Genomic DNA, 25,285 nt, shown 5'->3' on the forward strand with positions numbered 1-25,285 from the left:
TTAATGAATGAGCCTTTCAAGTTAATAAAACCATCATTTGGCTTAACCTGCTTTTTAGCAGATGTATACCGAATTTATACCTTTGTACAGTAATGAACTATAAATTAATCTGTAGGGTTCTGATTGCGCTCCATTCCTTTGTTGTTTGCAGGAGTCAATCCTGTTTTCAATCTGAAAATTTGATTCTGACTGACGGGCTATCAGATCTAAGGGTACAGGATATTGTGCAGGATAAGTATGGGTACATGTGGTTTGCTACAACGTATGGCTTAAATCGGTATGATGGATATACCATAAAGCAATTTATTTATGATACCACCAGGCAAAGTATTCCATCAAACGGAATTTACAGTATGTTCAAAGACAGCAAAGGTGATTTATGGATTGGTACAACAAATGGGATTGCAAAAATTGACTATACCAACGGGGTATTCCTTCGCATGGATTCCATTTCGGGCCATAGAATGGGTTTTATTAGAGTAATCACTGAAGATCCAGACGGCAATTTATATGTTGGAGGCTCAAATGGCATTTATAAATTTAATGCTTCCTTAAATTCCTGGAGTTCGATTACTTCCGTTTTTAAGAGGCCAAAAGAACTGAGCGCAGTCAGAGGGCTGTATTTTAAAGACAAGAAAACCTTGTATGTTACTACCGAAAAGAGAGGGTTCTATGAGCTCGACCTGATTCATTTAAATTGTAAAATGATTATTTATGAAGATCAGGAAGCGTGTTACTGGGATGTATTGATGTATGATATAGAGCCTATTGGCAATGAGGAATTGTTGATCAGCTTTTTAAGTTTGGGAGTTAAATCTTACAATATGCGCACGGGTGCAATTCGAAGCATTCCCGGTCCATTTTATGATTCAAAAACGGTTCGCTGGAATACCGTTCCAAAAATTTACCGGGACAAACAAGATAGAATTTGGATAGCTTCAACTCATTTTGGACTATGTGAATACCTTGTAGCAAAAGATACAATTATTAGCTATTTAAACAGCGCACAAATGCCTTATGGTTTGGAAACCGGTTCAGTAAATTGTGTATTTCAAGACAATCAAAATAATTTATGGATAGGTACAGGTAGTCAAGGTGTTTTTAAGTTGAACCCTTCGCAAAATCGTGTTTTTTTTTATAATCAAAATGATTTTCAATCTACGAAACTTCAAAGTTCAAATGTAAATAGCATTAGTGAATGGAATCCACAAACACTAATTATTGGTCAAACAAAAGGATTTAGTTTATTTGATCTCAATTCGAAAACGTTTACAAATTATCCAGGTGATGCCAATAATAAAGGAACCAATTTTCTAAAAGGAGTCTATTCAGTTGGATTCGATCGTAAAAATAACTTGTGGTTTGGGACACTAGGTCTTGGTATCATGGTGTGGAGTAAAGGAGACCAATTTACGCATAATTATTTCCGTGGTGAATTTGGTAAAATTAATTACCCAAATGTTTTTATTTCTCAGTCTATTACCTTGTCTGATGGCAAATTTTTAAATCTTGGGATTGGAAAATTTAGTTTGTTAGATCCGAACCATTTGACCAATAAAACAAATTTGAATTCAACCGACACCCTTTATAAATATGTTGATGCAAGGTATATCCATAATTTGGGAAACGACAGTATATTGATACTACATGGTAATAATGATTTTAGTATTTATGACCATACCAGAAACAAAATAACTCGCAAAACAAATTTTCTAAACAAAAAGTTTCCAGGTATTCGCGTAAGTAAAATGGAACAAGATACATTTGGAAATTTATGGTTTGCAACTACTCAAGGATTGTTATTAATGAAACCGGATAGCAGTTTTCATCTTTACAAAATGGAAATCAATACAGAGGATCGTTTTTCATTAACCGGATTTCAGCGAGTTGGGAGCGACATGTGGGTAGCAAGTAGCCGGAGAGTAGGGAGGCTTAATTTAGAAACAGGAATAATTCAATATCTCACTGAGGCCGATGGCTTTTTTCGAAAGCAACTCAATGGCAATACATTGACACGAGCCTCCAATGGAAATTTGTATTTGGGTTGCACCGATGGTATTTATGAAATTAATCCTGAACATTTTAAGGATGAACCCAAGCAATACGATCCTAGAATAATATCCTTTACAATAACAAATGAAAATCCGATTCCACTTTGTCTTGAAGACAGTTGTACGCTATATTTAAAATACAACCAAAACTATTTTTCTTTTCAACTAAGTGCATTTGATTTTTGCGAACGTAAAGATCTGAAATATTCTTATAAATTGGAAGGTTTTGATAAAAACTGGATCGATATGAGCAATGATCGAATGGGTTTTTATACGAATGTAGATCCTGGTAATTATACCTTAAAGTTTAGGGTTCGGAATATTACTAAAAATTGGGTAGAGGGTAAACAAAAATTGTCTATACATATCCAACCGCCATTTTGGAAAACAAAGTTATTTGCATTTTTACTTTTTGGTTTAATTTCCGGACTTATCTATTGGTTTTTTCAATTTAAATTGCAGACGATGCAACGTGAGGAACGTCTTCGTTCGGAATTTGAAATTAAAATCCATGAACTTGAAAACAGTGCCTTGCGAACTCAAATGAACCCGCATTTTATATTTAATTGCCTCAATACAATTAATGCTTTTGTCCAAAAAAATGATCGGGCCAATGCCGGTTTAATGATCAGTAAATTTTCGAAACTCATTCGAATGATCTTGAATCATTCCAGAGAAAAACGAATTTCTCTTAAAGAAGAATTGGAGGCACTTGAACTTTACATTCAAATTGAAAGCACACGATTTGAATCAAGATTTGAATACCAAATTAATATTGCACCTGATATTTATACGGATGCTATTGAATTCCCATCATTGATTATTCAACCCTTGGTTGAAAATTCGATTCTGCATGTTTTACTTCCATTGAAGGAAAAAGGTTTGTTATCCATTTCTATAAAAACAGAAGACAATCATCTATTATGCAGGATTGAAGACAATGGAATTGGCAGAGATGCTGCAAAGAAACTTCGGCCACAACAGAGTCATCAAAAATCACACGGGTTAGAAATTACGCTAAAGCGTATTGAAATGTATAATCTAGAGCATAAATTTAATGGTGTCGTTAAGATTTCCGATCTCAAAGATATAGATGGGAACGCATCCGGGACTTTAATAGAAATACCCATTGCAATGAGTTTGGCTTTTTAGAATTGAGTCTGTATCAAAAGCTATTTTATTTCATTGTTGTCCACGCGAATCTGGATAAATTAAATATGAATTGTCTCCACAATTTGATTTTGTATTATCTGATATAATACATTGCTTAACATTCATTTAATTTTAAGAGAAAGCACTCCTAAAATAAAATTCAGCATTCGTTAAATGAAAATGCAGTTTTGTTAATTGACCCATAGAACCTTTATGTAGGTATTTACATTTGTCCCATCAAAATTAATTCAATAAAAAAAAAATGAAAATTCAACATTTAAAAAATCTAAAGTTACTGATGGGATTAAGCTGTTTGTTAGTTTTAACGGCTTGTCAAAAAGATGAATCTTCCACAGTACTTTCTACAGATCCGGTTTCTCTGGATGACCGGGACAATGGAGCCATAGCGCTTTACACCTTAAATGTAGACAAGTTTGCAACCGGCATTGAAAATGCATTCAATGGAAAAGTTTCAGGACTTGGTTATACCATATTTCATAACAATCAGGTTTATTACAAAGGAACAGGCGGTCTTGGTTGGTTGAGAAGACCCATCGATGCGCCTCAACGTGCACACAGTGCAAATCAAAGACAAGGACTTGCCAGTACATCAAAATATGCTACAGCAATCTTGGTTGCTAAAATACTGGAGCGAAATGGTAAAACATTGGATGAAAAACTATATAAGTATCTACCATCCAATTGGAATCCAGATGTAAATTTTAAAAATTTAAGTTTTCGTCAACTGTTAGCTCATAAAGCTGGCCTGCTAAAATATGGAAATAAGTATGCACATATGAAAAAAACAGTTGAGGGAGGTATTAATAACATTCAGGTAGCATTTGGTACACGGGTTTATGATAATATAAATTACTTTTTACCACATTACCTGGTTGCTTATATGATCGGTAAACTTGAAAATCCAAATGTATTGAGTCAATTAAAAAATGCGGAGAAAGATACCAATGCTTTAAAAGAAATACTCGCCTATAACTTTAGAGCATATATGAGAGCCTATGTTTTTAAACCCAGTGGATTAACGTATTGGGAGCGGGTAGATTTTCAACCCTGGGATAATTATGGTCCTATTCCATTTACACAAGGATGTAAATATTATGAAACAGCGAATCTGAATGAAAAAGGAAGCGATCCAAATCAGAAGTATTATGAATCCGGTCCTGGCGGTTTATATATAAGTGCAATTGAATATGCGCAAATGATTAATGCAACTGCCAACGGTAAAATAATTTCAAAAAATTTATATTCAACCATGAAAAAAGAATTATTGGGATTTGATTGGGCACTTTCAGGAAAATATGGACCCTATTATGCTAAAAATGGCAGCGCACGTTCGGAGGAAATGCTGATAGATTTTGGTGGAACCCAGGTTATCGTAGTGTCAAATTGTCCTTATAGTAATCTTGCTGAATCCCCATCGCTGATAACAAATGCATTTGATGCCGCCACAAATTAATTGTTTAAACTTAAAATTGAATTTATATGAAAACCATCGTTATCTTTTTGTTTTGCTTGATTAGTTTTTCAATACTTCAAGCTCAAGTTAAAATTGGAGGAGCAGCAACCAATCCACATGCATCTGCTATTTTGGAATTAGACGGAGGCACCACGCGCGGCTTGTTAATGCCACGTATGACGACTGCCAACATGAATGCCATAGCCAGTCCGGCGGAGGGCTTGATGATTTATAATACAACGGATAAAGCTACTTATATCCGTACCAACAATGCTTGGGTTAAAGTTGGAAGTGGATCCGGATTTGCATTGCCTTATGATGGACAGGTTAATGCACCAAATATTCCAGCATTTAGCGTTTGGAATATTGGAAATGCGGGTACAGGTATTTTTGGTAAAACTTCTGTTGGAAGCAATGGAGGCGCAGGGGTGCATGGCGATGCTACAATTCTAGGATCCTATGGTATTAAAGGTACTGGACTAGACGGAATAGGAGGTTATTTTAGTTCAACAAACAAATATTCATTGGTTACAAACAAAGGAAACGTAGGTTTTGGTACACTAACTCCTACCAATGCCTTTGTAGAAGTAAATGCACTCAATACAAATGCAACTACCATGATGTTGTTAGATGAAAATCCTACGATTCAATTGAGTAATTCAGGGGGTAACAGCGGGGTCATTAATAAGGGATTTCTGCAAGTTTCAAATCACGACTTAAAAATTGGAACAAATTTCGAAAATTCATTAGGACAATTCATCATTCGCACAGGTGGCGTGGATCGCGTTTTTGTGTGGAGTAATGGTTATACTCGTATTCCTGGAAATGTAGGTATCCTGAGTCGTGTTGGCATTGGTACAGATTCAGCAAAAGCCAAACTGGAAATCAACGCATTAAATACTTCCGATCCTGTTTTGGTTTTAAATGATGAATCGCCTACTATATTTTTTCAAAATGCCGGGGTTGATAAAGGATTTGTTCAAGTCGCCGGAAATGATTTAAAAATAGGAAATCCATTCTCCAATTCTGATGGAAAATTTATTATACGTACAGGCGGAACGGATCGCGTTTTTGTTGACAATAATGGCAATGTGGCCATCGGAAGTTCGCAAGTTGCAAATGGCTATCGACTCAGTATAAATGGAAGAGTGATTGCGGAAGAAATGCGCATTCAAAACAGCACTGCATGGCCGGACTACGTATTTAAATCAGACTATCACTTATTGTCACTTGCAGAAACGAAAGCGTTTATCTCAAGAAACAATCGCTTGCCTGGAATTCCAGCCGCAGCTGAAATTGAAAAGGAAGGCATCCCAGTAGGAAAAATGCAAACGTTGATGATGGAAAAAATTGAAGAACTCACTTTGCATTTAATTAAAGCTCAAGAGCAAATCGAACACCTGCAAAAAGAAGTACAAAAATTATCAACGAACAAATAATGGGTTAACACTCAAATTCATAAAAATGAAAAAGATATTATTCTTTATGGTATTCATTTATTCTACTTGTGTATTTGCACAACCTGCAACCATTCCACAAGCATTAAAAATGGAACTGTCAGATAAAAATTCTTTGCAAGGCATCATGGAAACTGTTTATAATTATTATGGTTTCAAGTTGGGTGAAGCATTAGATAGTACAATACAATCAAAAATTGACAGGAAAGTAAAACGATCATTGAAGCAATGGAATCGGTGGGCTTATTTTATGTCAAGTCGAACAGGACCCAATGGGGAATTGGTAGATATAAATTCAATGTGGCAAAAAAACAGTACACGGGATCAGGAGCCTATAAAAAACCTACAACAATCAATTGCCAGTACCGGAAATTGGGAATTAGTAGGACCAACGAATGTACATTATGGACATCAACGCCAAATTGGGGTTGGTAGAATGGATCGCATCGTTTTCCATCCCACCGATGCTGACATTTATTATGTCGCTAGTGGTGAAGGAGGACTTTGGAGAACGACAAATGGTGGTAGTACCTATTCCTGTCTTACGGATCATTTGCCTTTGATGGGTGTGAGCGGGATTGTTGTAGATTATAATAGCCCAACTACAATTTATATTCTTACTGGAAATGGGGATAATGCTGGATGTTGCAATGTAGGCAACTCTGGTTATGCCCATAGCAGTCAGGGTGTATTTAAATCTACTGATAATGGTAAAAATTGGAAACTTACCGGACAATTGACAACGCCTGGTAAATATGTTGGCTATCAGTTGGTGCAGAATCCGTCTAATCCATCAATGTTACTTGCGGCTACAAGCAAAGGTGTATTTCGCACGACTGATGGCGGAGCTAATTGGACAAGAACTTCTACAAATGATGTTTATCATGATGTCAAATTTAAACCAAATGATGGAAGCATCGCTTATTGTGTAGGTATCGTTGACGATAAAATGACATTCTTTTATTCTACCAATAGTGGTGCTTCTTGGATGGCTGCAAACTTTGATAAATCAATAGACAATGCCAATAGGTGCAGCATAGGGGTCTCTCCGGCAAATGACGATAAAGTTTGTCTGATATGCGGGCCGGGTAGCCTTCCGGGAGGGAAATATACCGGTTGTTTTGTGAGTACGGATGAAGGAAAAAACTTCAAACGGAAAAATAACAGTCCAGATATCTATTATAATAGTGAAGATAAAAGTGGTGATCAATCGAGTTATGATAATTGCATAACAGTAAAACCTTCTGATGCAGATATTATTATCACCGGTGGTTTAGTCGTATTTAAATCTGGGAATGGTGGAAACAGCATTGGTCAAATTACGCGTTATGAAGACGGTATAGCTTCGGAACGAGATGATTATATTCATCCAGATGTACATGCTGTTGAATATAATCCTTTAGATAATAAATTGTATGCTTGTACGGATGGTGGAGTCTATATGAGTACAAATGATGGAGCATCCTGGAGTCGCCGATTCAACGGCTTGGCAACAGCTCAGATTTTCCATATGTCTAAATTAGATGGCAGCAGTACGCAGTTTATGTTTGGAAATCAAGACAATGGTATCCATACAAGATATAGTGACAATTCTGATTTTACTCAATCTGTAGGTGGAGATGGATTTGATATGGATTTTTTTGATAATACCAATAATCGGTTTTTTGGTGTGGTTAATAGTACAGTATATAAATATTATACAGAAGGTCTTACCGATAAAGAATTAATGAATTTTGCCCCTAACTTTTTTCCATCCATGGCCAAACATTTATCAGATGATGATCTAGTATTTATTGGAAATCCTGGTAAGGCTCAAATCCATTTTTATGATCTGGATGGCATAGATGATATTACAACTTACAATATACCTGCGAGTTGGTATATACGCCAAGCACCGTCCAATACAAGTCGTTTGTATGTTGCCGGTGAGAAATCGGCTTTTAAAGCAAAAGGTGGTAAAATACACCGATACGATGGAGATGGTGATTGGACTCGATTAGATAATAAATTTGGCTTTCCAGACATGGACACCTTAAATGTTCGCATCACCTGTATTGCAGTGCACCCTACAGATCACGACAGGGTTTGGGTAAGCATGGGAGGATTCTATGATGGATTAAAAGTTTTTTATAGCAATACAGGAGGTTTATTTTGGGATAATATTACTGGCTCATTACCTAACCTACCAATTAATAGTTTGGTGGTTGATGCAAACGGGAATTTATACGCAGGAGGTGATGACGGTGTATTTTATCGGGGTGCTGGTTGGGCAGATTGGAAACCTTTTTATAATGGCCTTCCAAGAGTACCTGTTACAGATTTAATTATTACAGCGAATAATTATGTGTACGCATCTACATTTGGACGCAGCGCTTGGCGTAGTGAGTTGTATAGTGATTGTCCAACTAATTTAGACATTTCTGGAACTCAAAACGGTCAGAAATTTTATGAAGCATCTGGTAAAATTTCTACAACTGGTAAAAGTATGGGTGGAGCAGGTACGGAAGTGTTTTACAGAGCGGGCGATCGGGTGGATTTGAAAGAAGGTTTTGAAGGTGGCAATGCTAGTGAATTAAAAATTTATAATGGTCCTTGTAACAGTGGTATTCCAACATTATTTAAAAGGACAAATACCGGAGATTTAAATTTAGCATCTTACCGAACTGCATTGCTACCTAAGGAAAATAATATGGAATTTCCATTTGCCTATATTCGAAATTGGTCTAAAAAAGAAACTCTGGTAAACTTTAAAATTGAAATTGTTAAGGAAGGCGAAGTCAGTCTGGTGTTAACAAATAAAGAGGGTACAATGAACAGAGCATTATGGAGAGGATCTGCAGTAGGAAAAAATCTTGCACCATTGAATATCCCTGAATTAATGGATCAACAATGTACTGTTTTGCTTTTCCATAATGACGTGTTAGTACATTGGCAGGATTTAAATTCTAAAATTCTTAATCCGACAAAATAAAATTAAAATGAAAAACGTATTGCTAAGTTTTATATTACTTCTTGCAATTTATAAATTAAACGCACAACAAAACATTGTGATTCTATCGGGCACTTCTATTACCACAGCGAATAATGCAGTGCTTGTATTTGAAAATTGCAATTTGAGCAATTCCAGTATCAATGTCAACTTTACTAATGCATTGTTGACGGAAAGTGGGAATTTAAATACAACTATCGGTGGCACAGGGGTACTGAATTTTAAACAACTCACTATGAATAAACCTGCTGCAAGCTTAAAAATGATAAATGATCTTACGATTCAGGATAAACTAATTTTTCAATCTGGAAATGTAGATTTAAATGGACACATCCTTGAGTTGGCTCCTTTGGCCTTGTTGATCGGAGAAAAAGGAACCAGTCGGCTTGTTGGAGATAATGGAGGATTTGCAGCTATAAACGTGATTATGAATAATCCCAATTTGCAAAATCCTGGAAATCTAGGTTTGAGTGTTACGTCAAGTGCCGATATGGGAACTGTAAGCATCTTGCGTGGACATAAAATTCAATCACAAGGAGGCTTGCCCTTTAGCATTAAAAGAAATTATGCAATTGAATCAAACAATGGTGAAAATTTCAACGGTCTGATGCGATTTGCATATTTCGATGAAGAATTGGCCGGGATTGATGAATCCGTATTGCAAATCTGGAGCAGTATCGATGCAGCAAATTGGATTAACAGAGGCTATACATCAAAAGATCAAACACTTAATTATTTGCAATCAAACAATTTATCAAAATTGGAGTGGTTTACCATGAGCGATCCAACACCAGGAATTGGTACGGATCCTATTTTCGAGCAGAGAGTGTATGTGAGTAAAAATGATGCAGACCAATTTAAGTTGGAAGCCCAACTAAGTCCGAATCCAATCAAACAAAATGAGCAAGTTTGGATAGAACTAACCGTTAACCGCGAGGCAAAGGGTAGGATTCAAATTTTAAATGCTGTTGGCAAACAAATAAAAAGCAATCCAATTTTTGTAAAGGTGGGGGCACAAAGAATGCAATTAAATACAAGTGAATTTTTACCAGGCTTATACCTGATTCAATTAACCTTTGACGAAGGGTGCAATAAGATTTTGAAATTGCAAGTTCATTAAAATATGTAAGTTTTAAAGAATAAAGTGCAATCTTATGTAAAAGCGTCTTTGCATTGCAAAGACGCTTTTACTTTAACTAAAATTTACAAGTGCTTGAATCTATTTAAATACGGGCATTCAGTTATTAAAGGATTGCTTTTACAAAACCCCAATTAATTCCTTTTACAAATTAATTTTAATACCTTATATACAGTAATATTATTGGAGTGAGATAATATAAATTCCTGTCTAAGCCGTTTTTAGAGAAGTTCTAATGGAAATAATTCAACAAACTACTTGCTTAATTGGGATTATTTTGTTAACTTGCCGATATATTCTAATAAATGCAACTAAAAGTTGAATAGTACTGTTAGAATAAATAGATATGATGGGGCTTTTTCGAATCCATTCTTTTACCCTAAATCTGATTTAAGTCCACATCATAAACAGAAATTCCTGTCTTAGGTTTTAGCTATCGGCAAACTTTATAGAGCGTTTTTCTTTATTTAAAATCAGCAGGATAGAATTTAATGAGTTTAAAATTGAATTTATGAGTAAAGATAAAGGTACTAAAAATGTTAAAAAATTGCCGGCAGACAAATCTTCTGGTAAAGGTAAAGTGTTATCAGATTATAAATCTGAGGGCAAAGGATTGAGTAAATCACCTGTTGTTGATGCTTTTATTCCTAAGAATGATCAAAAATCAGGATCTAAGAAATAATCTTTGTTTTTGATTTTAGCAAGTTAAATTGGACACAAACAATTTATTATAGCTTTCCAACATTCCAGTTAAAGTAATGGTTTTATACTGATTGTCTTGTTTATTGTTGGAACCTATCTTTAGGAATTAATAAAAATTCGACTGAATACGTATCTGAAATTTTAGGATGCTATCAGAGCTTCTTGACATTCTTATGAATGTAGTCGAGAAAAAATTTATAAATACAACACCCATAAATGGTCCAATTAACAAAACACGGCGTCCTTTTAAATAAAACCAGCTTAGGTTTTGAAAACGAAGGCGTTTTAAATCCTGCTGCAATACGAGTCGGTGAAAACGTTCACATGTTTTATAGAGCCGTTAGCAAGGGAAATTATTCCAGTATTGGATATTGCATGTTAAATGGACCGCTCACAGTAGTGGAACGTTTAGATTCGCCTCTATTGTATCCTCAATCAGAAGCAGAGTCGCATGGAATTGAAGATCCTAGAATTTCTAAAATTGAGGATACCTATTATTTATGTTACACAGCATATAATGGTGTGAATGCATTGGGTTCATTAGCCACTTCTAAAGATTTAAAGCAATTTACAAAATATGGATTAATTGTACCTCAATTCAATTATGATGAATTTAGGCACCTCGCAACTTGTAAAGGAAAAATAAATGAAAAATATGCTCGTTACAATGAAAATTATCATACAGGTACTGTTGTAGAGAAAGGCACATTGCTTTGGGATAAAAATGTTATGTTCTTTCCGCGACGCATTCGAGGTCAGTTGGTATTTATCCACCGGGTTCGACCGGATATTCAAATTGTTAGTATTAATGAACTATCAGATTTGACCCATGAATTTTGGGAAAATTATTTTATCAATTTAAATGATAATATTGTTCTTCGCTCAAAATACAAACATGAAGTAAGTTATATAGGAGGAGGTTGTCCACCCATTGAAACCACAGAGGGTTGGTTGCTAATTTATCATGGAGTTCACGACACCAATAAAGGTTATGTGTACACAGCCTGTGCTGCACTACTTGATTTAAATAATCCAAAAATTGAAATTGCCCGCTTGCCATATCCTTTATTTAAACCCGAACATGATTGGGAATTAAAAGGGGAAGTAAATAATGTTTGTTTTCCAACTGGGTGTGTCCTGTTTGACAATACCCTGTACATATATTATGGTGCCGCTGATGAGCGCATTGCTTGTGCATCGGTTAATCTTGATGAACTTTTAAATGAACTCCTATTAAACAAAACTACACATGAAATCGCAAAACTCATTTAGTGAGACCAAGTTGATTGAAACTAATTTTACGCAATTACCTGATTTCATTGAGCCAATACCGGTACTTCAAAAGGTGATTTTACCAGAAATTGTCTGTATCTCTTCTTATCCTCCGAGAGAATGTGGAATTGCGACGTATTCTCAGGATTTAGTTAAGTCCATTATCAATAAATTCAGCAACTCATTTACAATTAGCATTTGTGCTTTGCAAGATGGTTTTAATGATTTCAAATATTCTGAAGAGGTTCGCTATAAATTGAACACAAGCGATGCTGAAAATTATGAATCACTTGCTAAGCAACTAAATTCCAATGATCGAATTCATCTGGTAATGCTTCAACATGAATTTGGTTTTTTCCAAGGGGTCGGCGAAATGGATTTATTACAATTTATGTACAGTTTAAATAAACCAATTATCATAGTATTTCATACCGTCCTGCCAAGGCCATCCGAAAAATTGAGACTCAGCGTTCAGCGCATTGCAGCAATCTGTAAATCTATCGTTGTGATGACAAATAATTCAGCGAAAGTGCTGCACCAGGATTATAAGGTTTCGGAGCGGAAAATAAATGTAATTGAACATGGAACGCATTTGGTCCCGCACTTAAGTAAAGATTTATTAAAGACAAAATACAAGCTAAAAGGGAAAAAAGTATTGAGTACTTTTGGATTGATTAGCTCTGGCAAAGGAATTGAAACCACATTAAATGCACTTCCGGAAATTATAAAATATAATCCAGATGTCGTTTTTTTAGCAATTGGAAAAACACATCCTGGTGTCATTCAATCTGAAGGAGAGAAATACAGAAATTCACTTGAACAAAAAGTAATCGATTTGGGTTTGGAAGCTCATGTGAAATTCATTAATAGCTACCTTCCTTTGCAGCAATTGTTGGAATATCTTCAATTAACGGATATTTATCTTTTTACTTCAAAAGATCCTGAACAAGCTGTAAGTGGAACCTTTTCATATGCGATGAGTTGCGCTTGCCCAATTGTATCTACTCCAATTCCGCATGCTATGGAAGTATTAAGAGAGGATACAGGAATTATTATTGACTTTCAAAGTAATGTGCAATTAGCACAGGCTGTAAATTTTTTATTGAAAGATGAGTTGCTTCGGAAAAACTTTAGTTCAAATACCCTTCAACGCATAGTACCAACAAATTGGGATAATGCAGCAATTTCTTATGGTAGATTATTTCAAAAAACAGTTGGTAAAAAAATCAAAGTATTGCCTAAATCCCTCCTTGAGATAGGTAAGAATATAACAGATCCGTCACTACAACCCATTTTAGAGTTGGAATTTAGGATACCAAAAATAAATCTGGATCATGTAAAAAAACTCACAACAGAATTTGGTATGATCCAGTTTTCTAAAATCAATAAGCCAGATATTGAATCAGGATTTACACTAGACGATAATGCAAGAGCTTTAGTTGCTATGAGCATGAATTATAATTCAACTAAAAATCCGGCTGATTTAAATTACATTGAAATCTATTTAAATTTTATAAAATTCTGCTTTAGCAATGAAGGAGTGTTTCAAAATTATGTGGACAAAAATCAGCAGTTTACAAGTCAAAATGAAGAAATAAATCTATCCGATGCAACTGGCAGGGCAATCTGGGCTTTGGGTTTTGTAAAATCATTGGAATCTGTTCTGCCTGAGTCACTCGTCAAATCAGCAGACCAAATCATTTTAAAGGCAATTCCATTAATCCAAAAGATGCATTCTCCCAGGGCAATGGCTTTTAGTATAAAAGGACTTTATTACTGGAATCAACGGGTAAAATCAAACGATATTACAACAACCATTCAATTGCTTGCAGATCGCTTGGTTCAAATGTACCGACATGAATCAGAAGCAAGTTGGAATTGGTTTGAGTCTTACCTTACGTATGCAAACAGCATTTTACCGGAAGCGCTCCTTTGTGCCTGGTTGGAAACTAAGAATGCAGATTATAAAACGATTGCAAAGCAATCATTTGACTTTACTTTCACTGTTATTTGAAAATGATTCTATCAAAGTGATATCCAATACCAGTTGGCTTCACAAAGGTCAACAAACAGCAACCCATGGAGAACAACCGATTGATGTTGCTTATACAATTCTTGCGCTTGAGAAATTTTACAATGTTTTTGAAGACCCGGAATATTTACACAAAATGAAGAGTGCATTTAGTTGGTTCCTTGGAAAAAATCACCTCAATCAGATCATTTACAATCCCTGCACGGGAGGTTGTTTCGATGGCCTTGAAGAGAACCATGTCAATTTAAATCAGGGTGCAGAATCTACAGTTAGTTATTTAATGGCTCGTATGACAATCCAAAATTTTAGCGATTCGGAATAACCTAGACGAATTACTCGAAAGTTCAATAGCCACCGGATGAAAATAAAACTCCGGGCTTGCCTTTTCCAATTGAATTAAGCAAATTTATTTGAAGTTTAAAATATTATTGACTTAGCTTATATTTGAAGATTATTCAATTATTCGGATGCTAAAGTCAATAAATTATTCTCTGATTTTTTTAATCCAACTGCTATCCATAGCATTGCAGGCTCAATTACTCGCTCCATTGTTTCATTTGGATGCTAGCAAGGGAATTACCAGACAAAATGGAAACGTAACGGAATGGTTAGATCCCATAAGTCAAGTAAAAGCAATCCAAAACACAGTTCTAAATCAGCCGGAATGGATCCCTTCAGGATTTGGCAACAAGCCTACCATCCGATTTAATGGCAGTTCGACCTATATGAACATGCCTTCCCTGTTTCCAGTCAATAAAGATTATACCATTGCAGTTGTATGCAAGGCGAATGGTCCTTCCAATAATATATTGGGCGGAACCACGCATACCCTATGGATGGCAGGAAACACCAGTACAAAAATTTTACACAATGGAGATTTTAACAATCAGGTTAGTTCTAGTTTTGATCCGGGTTTGGAACCGGTTTTAATTCTAGCACAATACAACAACAAGTCACAAATTGGCAAACTGGTTTTGAATGGCATTTATGAAGACTCTTCGTATTGTCCCGGAAATTCTGATAATACGATTTATCTTTCAGCATATCAGGCAGGGTATTACTTTAATGGAGATATTTCGGAAATCCAATTGTACGACCGATATTTGGACCATACTGAACGAAAAAAATTAGAAACCGATTTGAAGCAAAAATATTCAATTAAAGATCCTCCACCTCCGGATACAAGTTTTTCACAAATACCTCAGGATTATCAATTTTATCCTAGAGATTCAAATGATGAAGCTACCATACAGGTTGCTGGAATCACAATCCAGGCGGGTTTTGATTCAATCCAGTTGTTACTATATAGAGATCAAACACTCGTATCTAAAACAAGCCAACGATTGCAATTTGATACTACGAGGAAAGCAAATTTTTTATTTAGCACAAAAATTAAAGCCGAATTAGCAAATTATGCGATTGAAATTAAATTGACACAAGATGCAAAGGACAGTCTGCTTGCACGAAGAGTTAATTTAATTGCAGGCGATGTATACATTGTTTCAGGTCAATCCAACAGCATATTTGGTGGGAATCCATATACGAATTCGTTTATTCGAACCTTTGGTAAAAATTATTCTCTGAATAAATCTGATACAAACTGGACGATTGCATCGGCAGTTGGTTATGGAGGAGGTCCCGACATTGGAGCTTGGGGTATGGACCTGGCAAAGTCCATCGTAGAAAATTATAAAATACCTGTTTGTATTTTAAATGGGGGTGTTGGAGGAACTTCTATTCAACAACACCAACGGGATGATATCCAGCCTGCACTTCCAGTAAACATTTATGGCAGTTTATTATACAGAGCAAAAAAATCCAATTTAACAAATGCGGTAAAAGCAATTTTTTGGTATCAAGGTGAAAGCAATGGCAGCGCCCTTTATTTTGAAAATTTTAAAGCATTACACGATGATTGGAAACTTGATTTTCCAAATGTCCAAAAAATCTATGTAGTGCAAATACATCATGGGTGCGGTGCCGGCGATCATGCGGCATTACGGGAAATTCAACGAAGATTGCCTGAAACGTTTCCAAATATCGAATTGATCAGTACCATGGGTTTGCCTGGTCACGATGGATGTCATTATACCCTGGATGGATACCTTCGTTTAGCGAAGACAATATTTCCACTTGTGCAAAAAGATTTTTATCAGGGAATCGATCGGGCTGAATTGTATCCACCAAACATTTTAAAAGCCTATTTTAGTAAACAGGATTTTTCAGAAATTAGCCTGGAATTTAGTAAAGAGCAAGCAAGTTTGGTTCTACCTTCAGATACCCTGGTCAATGGCACTCCAATTGCATTAAAAGATTATTTTGCATTGGATGATCAGTGGAAGCAAATTAAACAGTTGCGTGTTGATGGAAACAAGTTAATACTGGAACTAAAAATTCCAGGGCAGGTAAAAACCATAACGTATTTACCGGAAGTCTATTACCATGATTTTAATGCCGTTTATCAAGGACCTTATTTGATGAATCAAAATCTATTGGGTGCTTTATGTTTTAATAAATTTCCAGTAGATAAAGAAATTCCAACCTTCAATACATATGTAGAGAAATCAAAAGAACCTGAAGTTATACTCTTTCCAAATCCGGGAACTGTTCAGACGTCTCTTACAATTACAACGAATTTCAAAAAAGATTTGAAGCATGTGGAAATTCTATTTAGGAATCTATTTGGTGAAACCGTATTTAGTAAAACAATAGACCATATATCCGCTGGGATCTCACATATTGAAATAGATTTTTCAAGCCAAATCCCTGGAACTTTGATTTGGCAATTAAAATCTGAGAATTATTTAAAAACCGGCAGGTGGTTGTCTTATTAACGATTGAAACGTTTCAATAATTAATTAAAGAGGATTTTCAGCTTTGAATCTATAAATACAAATAAATGCAGAGTGGGCGATTGAGCTGCCTTTAAATAAGAATACTTCGGACCTTACTAATTTAAACCCCGCTTTTAATAAATTCAGCCTTTAAACTTGTTATTAAAAATTAATTTTGTGCTTTGAACACATAAAAATCATGTCCACAGCTTTAACATTACTAAAGCAATATTTTGGTTATAGCCAATTCCGACCCCAGCAAGAGGAAATCATTGATAGCGTGCTCTTGAATAAAGATGTATTGGTTTTAATGCCTACCGGAGGCGGGAAATCTGTTTGTTTTCAAATTCCTGCACTTATAAAACCGGGAATGGCATTGGTTATTTCTCCTTTAATCTCCTTAATGAAAGACCAGGTTGAGGCATTGGCAGCCAATGGAATTTCGGCAGGTTTTATTAATAGCAGCATGACCGTTTCAGAAGAAGCTGAGATGATCGGTAAATGCCAAAATGAACAAGTTAAATTACTATATCTGTCGCCTGAAAAAGCCTTAAGTCTTAGCGGAAATTTTCTTAAACAACTTCCGATCTCCATGATTGCAATCGATGAAGCCCATTGTATTTCGCAATGGGGACATGACTTTAGACCGGAATATGCCCAATTAAAAAATCTAAGAAAACAATTGAATGCAATCCCCATAATTGCATTGACAGCCACAGCGGATAAAGTGACCCGGAGAGACATTGTAAATCAACTTGAATTGATTGATCCGGAATTATTTGTCTCATCTTTTGATAGACCTAATTTTCATTTATCTGTTAGAAGCCAGGTGAAAGCTGCTCAAAAACAAGATGAAATTCTTGCATTCATTCAAGCACATGACCAACAATGTGGCATCGTGTATTGCCTTTCCAGAAAGAGTACAGAATCTATATGCAATTTTCTGCGTAACCAAGGAATCCCTGCCGATCACTATCATGCAGGCATGACTTCTGTAGAACGGTCAAAGGTTCAGGAAGATTTTATTTATGACAAAACAAAAGTCATTTGTGCTACCATAGCCTTTGGTATGGGGATTGATAAATCCAATGTACGGTGGATTATTCATTACAACCTTCCTAAAAATATGGAAGGGTATTATCAGGAAATCGGACGTGCAGGTAGGGATGGAGCTCCCGCCAAAACCATTTTATACTACAACATTTCTGATCTCATGATGCTCAATAAATTTGCTTCAGAAAGTGGTCAGGCAGAACTCAATCTCGAAAAACTAAAACGCATGCAACAGTATGCTGAAGCTCGGGTTTGCAGACGAAAAATTTTGTTGAGTTATTTTGGAGAAAATTACAATCACAATTGCAATTCCTGTGATATCTGCGATAACCCACCCAACTATGTGGATAAAACACAGCTTGCACAAAAGGCCATATCAGCATTGTTAAGGGCCAAAGAGGCTGTAGGAATCCGGATGTTGATAGATATTTTGCGGGGCTCGATGAATGCAGATTTAGTATCCGCCGGGTATAATAAAATTAAAACGCATGGAGCAGGAAGAGAATATTCTTATGAAGTTTGGCAATCTTATATCCTTCAACTTTTACAAACCGGCGTTTTTGAAATGGCTTATGATGAAGGATTTGTTTTGAAAGTAAGTGATTATGGTAAACGAATTGTCAGCGGTGAAGCCAGCATCGAATTGGCTGAAGAATTAGTGAAACCAAAAAGAAGTTTTGTAAAAAAAGAAACCAGCACAAGTTCTGGAGAAACGGATTTATTTTCAGAGCTTCGTTTACTTCGAAAACAAATTGCAGAACGGGAAGCGTTACCACCTTATTTGATATTCCATGATAGCAGCTTGTTGGAAATGGTTGATCAAAAACCAGTAAACCGTGAACAAATGATCAATATTTCCGGTGTCTCCTATACAAAATATTTAAAATACGGACATTTATTTGAAAAATTGATCAGGCAAAAACTAGCTCTTTCTCAAGTAGAAATGGAACCAGATATAAATGAATTCCTAAGCGATGCTAAAATTGCAAATTATATTGGTGAGCTCAGCAAGTATCCAGTCCGGATTTCGCATACTACAATTGGAAATTTACTTTTAGCCACTAAGCAAGACAGCTATCCGGAAGCTTTGCGTGATATCAGTTTTTATGGTTTGTTAAAAAATCAAGCTAATTATAAAATGATTGGACCCAAACTTCAATCCTATTTTAAAAGTAATCAGATTGAAACTGGAACCCCATCAGAAATCGAAGCGGCTAATTACTTTGCCTTTCCAATAAAAAACGAACTCACATCGGATCAAATTCAATCTTATAAGGATACGGTTGCAGGTTTTGATAATAGCAGGCCCTCTGATTCAATTGATAATGAATATATATTAAAGCAACGCAAGGAATTTCCCCGTGCCTATGAGTTTTGGAGTGAAGAAGAAAACGATATACTATTGGAACTTTGTTCAAAAACCAATGATTTAAAATTATTGGAAACAATTTTACAACGCAATGAAACGAATATCAAATCGCAGTTTAAAAGCTGAAGAAGTGATTTTGTATTTTAATAAAATAAGTTAGGAGTTGTCACGAATAAAAATCAATTACAAATTACGAATGATCAATTACGAATTTAAATCGTAATTAAACCATTGCAAATCCTTATTCATTCGTCCTTAATGCGTGCATTCGTGGCAACTTTTCTTTCTTTCATTCGTCCTTAATTTGTGCATTCGTGGCAACTATTCTTTCTTTCATTCGTCCTCAATTCGTGCATTCGTGGCAACTATTCTTTTTTCAATTCGTCCTTAATGCGTGCATTCGTGGCAATAATTATTTTTAATATTTCACAAACTTTATGGATTCAATAGATTTTGATCTATTATGCACTTGAATTATATAGACACCTTTGTTTAGAAACGAAACATTTAAATTGGTTTGTTGCTTAGAAGGATTAGTTTCAATTAATACATCTCCTGATAGATCCTTTAGAATAATTTTGTCAGGAATGCCTTGGGCGGAAATTAAAGTAATTTGATTCCGAGAAGGATTCGGATACACATAGGATTTATCTTGTTTAATTAGATCGGGTTTCGTTGCAACGGCACAGCAATATTCGTAGGGGCCGATATCTGCAATTGCCAATCCATCACCATCCCCATCTATAGGTCTTATGCGCCCATCGAAATCAGTGGAAACACTTCCTGTTAAAAATTTCCCCTTATCAATTGCTAGATTACTTGAACTTGTTAAATGAAAATCGAATGCAGAAACAAAGTTTGGATTACCTTGAACTCCGTTTAGTTCATGCGTTGGATGATTCGTTCGGAACGTAGCCAAAGAAGTATAATAATTGCTACCAATATTTAGAATATTTCTGCCGCCAGCAGGATAATAATAGAGATTGTTGTCGAGGGTAATGCCATTAAGTCCTGTAGTTGAAATAAAGCCAAGCAAGCTGTGAACAACCGTAGCAGTTGTTTTATAAAAAATGTTATTTATAATTTGCAAGTTAATCGGATTGATTGCATTTGTCAGAAACAAAAAGGGTTGATTAGCACCTGTATGAATTAAATTATTGAAAAAATAAATATCTTTTACCGGACCATTGTCTGATATAAAAACTTGGGCCGGAAAAATGTTGTTCCGCACCATGATGTTTTCACTAAGCAAGGTTTGGGTACCAGATTCTGAACTAATTCGCAAACCTTGTGGAGCATCATAAATTAGATTGCCTTCGATAATTACGTTTTTTGTACCAGAAGATTGGTCTCCGCCTACATGCATGGTATGGATGTATGTATTGTGAATGCGATTATTGCGTATAATAAGATTTTCAGAAGCACGGAGTTTTAGTCCATCATCCGCATTTTTAATTTCATTGTCTTCGAACAAAATATTTTTGGATTGGCTGATGTAGATGCTGTGAACAAACACACTGCCACAGCCATTGCTGTCCAGTACATTGCTTTTAAATTGAACATCCGTAGCTGAACAGAAAATTCCTTGTCCTTGGTTGTCATTGCCATTTTTTTCGAGCAGGCAATTTTCAACAATAATATTGTTTTGATATAAAATCATTCCACTTTGACAACCTGAAATATACAAACCATCTAGAATGATGTGATGCGGTTTAAGGCTGTAAAAGCTTTCATTAATATAAACACCAACAGGCCGGTTTCCAACAGCAGAAGCACTTACCAAGGCCAAATCTTGAAACTTCAAATACGACGCAGCCGCATTGGCCGATCCTCGGCATAACAATATTTCACCAGTTCCAGATTTATTAATTCTTGGCTTGTTCCCTTGACCATAAGATCCAATAAAAATGTACGCATTTACAGTGCCTTGTGCAGCATTTGCAGTGATCCCAGTAGTCCCTGACCATTGATCGCCTCGTTTTAAAAAAATACTATCCCCTGGTCTTGCAATTGTATTTAAAAGCGTATTGAATGCATTCAGGCTTTTTTTAGGACCATCTGTATTACTAGCATTCGGAAGAGACAGCCTGCCACTCCAAGAATCATTTCCGAGACTTTCGGAGATAAAATAATTGGTGGAATGGATTCTAATGGAATATAAAGTCAGGAAAACGATCAGGATGTTACTTAGTTTCATTTTTAAAAATACTTTAGAATATTAGCAAATTCAATTGTGAATTTATGAAACAAACTTGAGATTTTATTTAATGAGGTATTGGGATACTATCTAAACTCATAATTTAAACCATTTGCCTGTGTCAGTAAATTTGCAGGAGCATCTGTCGCAGTTGCCCGCCCTTCTAATTTGGGGGATACAGGAGAATGTTTAGCTAAATATTCCTCCATCACATCGTGAATTAAATTGGGCAATCGGTTTATTTTAGTTACATTTTTAATTCTACAAATCAAATTTTTAGGATCACCCTCTCGTTCACAAGATACAATTTGATAGTTTTTGTTTAGGTCAATTTTTTTGCCTTTTATTAAAATTTCATTCACGCGTTTACCATATTCACGAGCAATGGTGAAATTAATTTTCATACCTTGAAAACGAACCAACCACCCACCAAAACGTTTTGCTGGATCGGATGCAAATACATTTTCCAATTCCTTTTCCAACCAATCCATAATTTGCTGACCACTTACTTCAGCAATAATTAAATTATTATTACTCGGCAACATGCAATAAAGAAAGTCAACAGTGATATTTGCTGTTCCGGATGCATCCGGATTCAAAGGCGGACAAAATCTAAATCCATTAGAAACCGCTATGTCCGGATTAAACTTCCACATCAATGCATCTGTTATCATATTATCCATGGGAGTTTCCAGGATGTAGTATCGAATGAGCGGTGTTTTGGTTTTGCCAATGACCCGATTTAATTTTTGTTGATATGGTTTGCTTACTTCTTGGATCATGGTTGCCATTTCTTCATCGGCTTTATATTTTTCCGGATCTACTTCAATCAATTGATAGGATTCTTCTTTAAGGATTCCATCCTCCAATATTAAATCCAATTTACCTAAGAACGAGCCAAATGCACCGGGTTCAGTTACTTTGGCATACTTTGCTTGTAAGGGCTGGCGAATGCGTTCGTGTGTGTCAGCACCCAATATATAATGCACCCCTTCAGTATATTCCTGAGAAGCAAGATGTATTTGTTGGGTCAATCCCATATGAGTAAGTACAAAGATCAGCTTGCAGTTTTCCTGATCGCGTAAAATTTTTATATACTTGCTGATATTGATTTCCGGCTTTATGAATTTTATTCCATAACTATATGCAGGAGGTTGTCTGGTTGGTGTCAAAGGATCATTGTATCCGATGAATCCCATTTTAACACCTGCGATATAAAATATTTGATAAGGAGGAAACAGAAACTCCGGATTTGTAACATCATGAAACATATTAGTACAAACTTTGCGAGCATTATATCCGCCAAGATCATGTAACAACATTTGTTTGCCATAAGCAACTTCCCAATTTCCGGGAAGTACCAGATCATAGTTTAATAGATTCATTAAAGGTATCAATGCTTTTCCTTCAGATAGTGATGCAACCCCGCTGCCTTGAAAACAATCTCCACCATCAATCAAGAGTGAATTTGGATTTTGCATTCTTAATTCTGAAATCAAGGTTTTAAGGTGCGCAAATCCTCCACGTTTTTTAAAAACTACCTGATCCTTTTCCACAAAAAATTCATCGTGTACGTGCAATTGACCATGTAAATCAGTTGTATGTAGTAAACTGATGTGTTGCACTTTACCAGATTCAATTAATTTGGATTTTAAAATTTCTTCTGTCTTTCCATCTTCCCAAAGCGCCATTGAAGAAATCGGAGCTATACCCAATCCAATGCCAGCTGTACCAATTGTTTTAAGAAATTCTTTTCTGGAAATACCTTCTTGTGATAGCATCTCATTGAAACCACACTTACAATGGGTATTGTGTTTTGTCATGTTACTTTTTAGCAGATTTTTTGCAGCAGCAATTGGTTCAAAAGGTCCGTATTTATGTTGCTGTTCTGAAAACAGATCCGCATAAGGACCGAAAGGATGGTCAACGGGCTTACCAGAAAGTTTAGGCCAATCCATTTTTAAATCTTTCTGAGGGCGATCTTGTGAATTTACATAGGCCGCTATGTCCCAGGCTTCTTCATCGCTAAGAATGATATTTTGATAACTGGCGCCAAAAGGCATATTTTGTTTGATGTATCCGGCAAATCTTGAAAGACGATATAGACCTGCGCCGGTGTTATAACTGTTAGCACCCCAAAGTGGTGGATACTGATACGTGATGCCATCGGCATTTAATTTTCCTACACCCGTATCAGTATGACAACTGGTACAATGCTTTTGATAAGCAGTTTTACCTTTCAGGGGGTCCGCGGCTCTTTTCAGGTATGGTAAATCTACAATGCCAGAACCTTTTGGTTTTTCACCTTTAGGTACTTCATTACCCAACCATTCAATGTATGATTTGATGGCTTGCATTTCTTTACTTAAAGTATCCAGTGCAATTCCATTGAGACTTCGTTCGATGCAGTCATTGACCCGTTTGTAAATTGTTTCAATGCTACCGGAACGCTCTCTGAATTTTGGATAGGTGGAAGCCACGCCACTGTAATTATTTCCGAAAGGTTTTGTGCCGGCTTCCAAATGACAATTTTGACAATTCATTCCATTGCTAAGTTTTGCAACGCTGCCATTTGGACCTAAGTATTTAGCAGTATTTGCAATGAGATCGCGACCATATTCAAGCATCGCTTTTCCTTCTGAATCTGGAACGGCATCCAAATCAGGAGCCATCCAAATTTTATTTTTATCCATTGGCTTTTGAACGGATGGACTTCCATTTGTTGCATTTACAGAATTAGTGGAGTTGGAATTTGTAAGCTTTGTTGTTTTAATAAATCCTGGGGGTCCAAAAATTATTATTAAAATGGCAGCGATTAAAGCAATGCTGAGTAAACCAACTAAATTGCTTAGTCGGTTAATCATTTCAATATAAACCTTGTCTTTATCTGATTGCTCCATGCATTCTAAATGCTACAAATATGAAATAATGGATGGGATTCTATTCAAATAATAAAATCGCAGGTATAACTGCATTGATTTTACAATCCTGCTTTAAGATAGCTCCAACCTTTCTCCTGCTTCATAATAATTTCTCCAATTCCCATAGGCACGAATCCAACTTCAGGTAAGATTTCTTCCTTTTTAATATTTTTTTGCTTCATGGTATTTTCACAGGCAACAAAGCGAACACCGGAATGAATAAATTCATCAATTTTCATTTTTTGGGTGGTTTTTGCATTCATCAATAATTCAATCCCATTTGAATGAGCGACTACTTCAATTTCCACTGCATCGCCCCATCCCTCACGCAGATTCTTAAGATTATTCATTAAACCTTTCCAGGAAGCAGTGTCGTTTGTCGTCAGTTGCATGACAACCCGGTGTTTGACGGCTTTAGAATTTTTTGATTTGGAAGGGTTTGGGTTTGTGCTACCTTGAGCAGAAAGGCTGTTGAAAAGAAAGCCAGAAATTAGGAATAAAAATATTCTAAGCATATTTTAGGTTTATTAAATTGAATAAATTAAGAGTCCAAATATAATACAATTTCAAACATTCAGAAAAATGGTAAAATGACTTATTTTGGAGCACAATTTCAAATTTAATTAAATGAGGATGAACTATCT

At 35.8% G+C, this 25,285-nt stretch carries 12 protein-coding genes and 1 pseudogene; 10 read left to right on the plus strand and 3 right to left on the minus strand.

What is annotated here, in order from left to right; all coding sequences use genetic code 11:
- Positions 1–179 precede the first annotated feature (179 nt).
- The 10 genes and pseudogenes from IPK91_12810 (at position 180) to recQ (ending at position 19,649) form a co-directional block, all read left to right on the plus strand.
- Positions 180–3,203 carry a histidine kinase gene (locus tag IPK91_12810; protein MBK8298132.1) on the plus strand — a complete coding sequence of 1,008 codons (3,024 nt, stop codon included), beginning with the start codon at positions 180–182 and terminating at the stop codon, positions 3,201–3,203.
- 262 nt (positions 3,204–3,465) lie between these two features.
- Positions 3,466–4,677: a beta-lactamase family protein gene (locus tag IPK91_12815; GenBank protein ID MBK8298133.1), complete on the plus strand. Its 1,212-nt coding sequence runs from the start codon at positions 3,466–3,468 to the stop codon at positions 4,675–4,677.
- 26 nt (positions 4,678–4,703) lie between these two features.
- Positions 4,704–6,116, plus strand: coding sequence for a hypothetical protein (locus IPK91_12820; protein MBK8298134.1), 1,413 nt, complete (start codon positions 4,704–4,706; stop codon positions 6,114–6,116).
- 25 nt (positions 6,117–6,141) lie between these two features.
- Positions 6,142–9,105 carry a hypothetical protein gene (locus IPK91_12825; protein ID MBK8298135.1) on the plus strand — a complete coding sequence of 988 codons (2,964 nt, stop codon included), beginning with the start codon at positions 6,142–6,144 and terminating at the stop codon, positions 9,103–9,105.
- Between the two features lie 7 nt (positions 9,106–9,112).
- Positions 9,113–10,243, plus strand: a complete 1,131-nt coding sequence (locus IPK91_12830; protein MBK8298136.1) for a T9SS type A sorting domain-containing protein — start codon at positions 9,113–9,115, stop codon at positions 10,241–10,243.
- 529 nt (positions 10,244–10,772) lie between these two features.
- Positions 10,773–10,943, plus strand: a complete 171-nt coding sequence (locus IPK91_12835; GenBank protein MBK8298137.1) for a hypothetical protein — start codon at positions 10,773–10,775, stop codon at positions 10,941–10,943.
- Between the two features lie 236 nt (positions 10,944–11,179).
- Positions 11,180–12,235 carry a pesticidal protein Cry7Aa gene (locus IPK91_12840; protein MBK8298138.1) on the plus strand — a complete coding sequence of 352 codons (1,056 nt, stop codon included), beginning with the start codon at positions 11,180–11,182 and terminating at the stop codon, positions 12,233–12,235.
- A pseudogene (locus IPK91_12845) lies at positions 12,213–14,589 on the plus strand (glycosyltransferase). Before IPK91_12840 ends, IPK91_12845 begins: the two are co-directional and overlap by 23 nt.
- 145 nt (positions 14,590–14,734) lie before the next feature.
- The gene (locus tag IPK91_12850; GenBank protein MBK8298139.1) at positions 14,735–17,101 is read left to right on the plus strand and encodes a hypothetical protein; all 2,367 of its coding nucleotides are present in this window, start codon (positions 14,735–14,737) and stop codon (positions 17,099–17,101) included.
- Between the two features lie 199 nt (positions 17,102–17,300).
- Complete coding sequence (recQ, locus tag IPK91_12855; protein ID MBK8298140.1) at positions 17,301–19,649, plus strand: DNA helicase RecQ; 2,349 nt, start codon at positions 17,301–17,303, stop codon at positions 19,647–19,649.
- Positions 19,650–19,941: 292 nt separating this feature from the next.
- Here the strand turns inward: recQ and IPK91_12860 are convergent, their stop codons facing one another.
- From IPK91_12860 to IPK91_12870, 3 genes are all read right to left on the minus strand, one after another.
- Positions 19,942–21,720 (minus strand): right-handed parallel beta-helix repeat-containing protein, encoded by a 1,779-nt coding sequence (locus tag IPK91_12860; protein MBK8298141.1) that lies wholly within the window; start codon positions 21,718–21,720, stop codon positions 19,942–19,944.
- Positions 21,721–21,806: 86 nt separating this feature from the next.
- Positions 21,807–24,620, minus strand: a complete 2,814-nt coding sequence (locus IPK91_12865; GenBank protein ID MBK8298142.1) for a 5'-nucleotidase C-terminal domain-containing protein — start codon at positions 24,618–24,620, stop codon at positions 21,807–21,809.
- Between the two features lie 80 nt (positions 24,621–24,700).
- Positions 24,701–25,156, minus strand: a complete 456-nt coding sequence (locus IPK91_12870; protein ID MBK8298143.1) for a DsrE family protein — start codon at positions 25,154–25,156, stop codon at positions 24,701–24,703.
- Positions 25,157–25,285 lie beyond the last annotated feature (129 nt).

Source organism: Saprospiraceae bacterium (genome assembly GCA_016712145.1).
In the GTDB taxonomy this organism is placed as follows: Bacteria; Bacteroidota; Bacteroidia; order Chitinophagales; family Saprospiraceae; genus Vicinibacter.

Excerpts from the sequence above, each read along its gene's own strand:
- IPK91_12830 (MBK8298136.1), top strand. The coding sequence starts at position 9,113 with ATGAAAAACGTATTGCTAAGTTTTATATTACTTCTTGCAATTTATAAA.
- recQ (MBK8298140.1), top strand. The coding sequence starts at position 17,301 with ATGTCCACAGCTTTAACATTACTAAAGCAATATTTTGGTTATAGCCAA.
- IPK91_12840 (MBK8298138.1), top strand. The coding sequence starts at position 11,180 with ATGGTCCAATTAACAAAACACGGCGTCCTTTTAAATAAAACCAGCTTA.
- IPK91_12820 (MBK8298134.1), top strand. The coding sequence starts at position 4,704 with ATGAAAACCATCGTTATCTTTTTGTTTTGCTTGATTAGTTTTTCAATA.
- IPK91_12835 (MBK8298137.1), top strand. The coding sequence starts at position 10,773 with ATGAGTAAAGATAAAGGTACTAAAAATGTTAAAAAATTGCCGGCAGAC.
- IPK91_12850 (MBK8298139.1), top strand. The coding sequence starts at position 14,735 with ATGCTAAAGTCAATAAATTATTCTCTGATTTTTTTAATCCAACTGCTA.
- IPK91_12865 (MBK8298142.1), bottom strand. The coding sequence starts at position 24,620 with ATGGAGCAATCAGATAAAGACAAGGTTTATATTGAAATGATTAACCGA.
- IPK91_12815 (MBK8298133.1), top strand. The coding sequence starts at position 3,466 with ATGAAAATTCAACATTTAAAAAATCTAAAGTTACTGATGGGATTAAGC.
- IPK91_12860 (MBK8298141.1), bottom strand. The coding sequence starts at position 21,720 with ATGAAACTAAGTAACATCCTGATCGTTTTCCTGACTTTATATTCCATT.
- IPK91_12870 (MBK8298143.1), bottom strand. The coding sequence starts at position 25,156 with ATGCTTAGAATATTTTTATTCCTAATTTCTGGCTTTCTTTTCAACAGC.
- IPK91_12825 (MBK8298135.1), top strand. The coding sequence starts at position 6,142 with ATGAAAAAGATATTATTCTTTATGGTATTCATTTATTCTACTTGTGTA.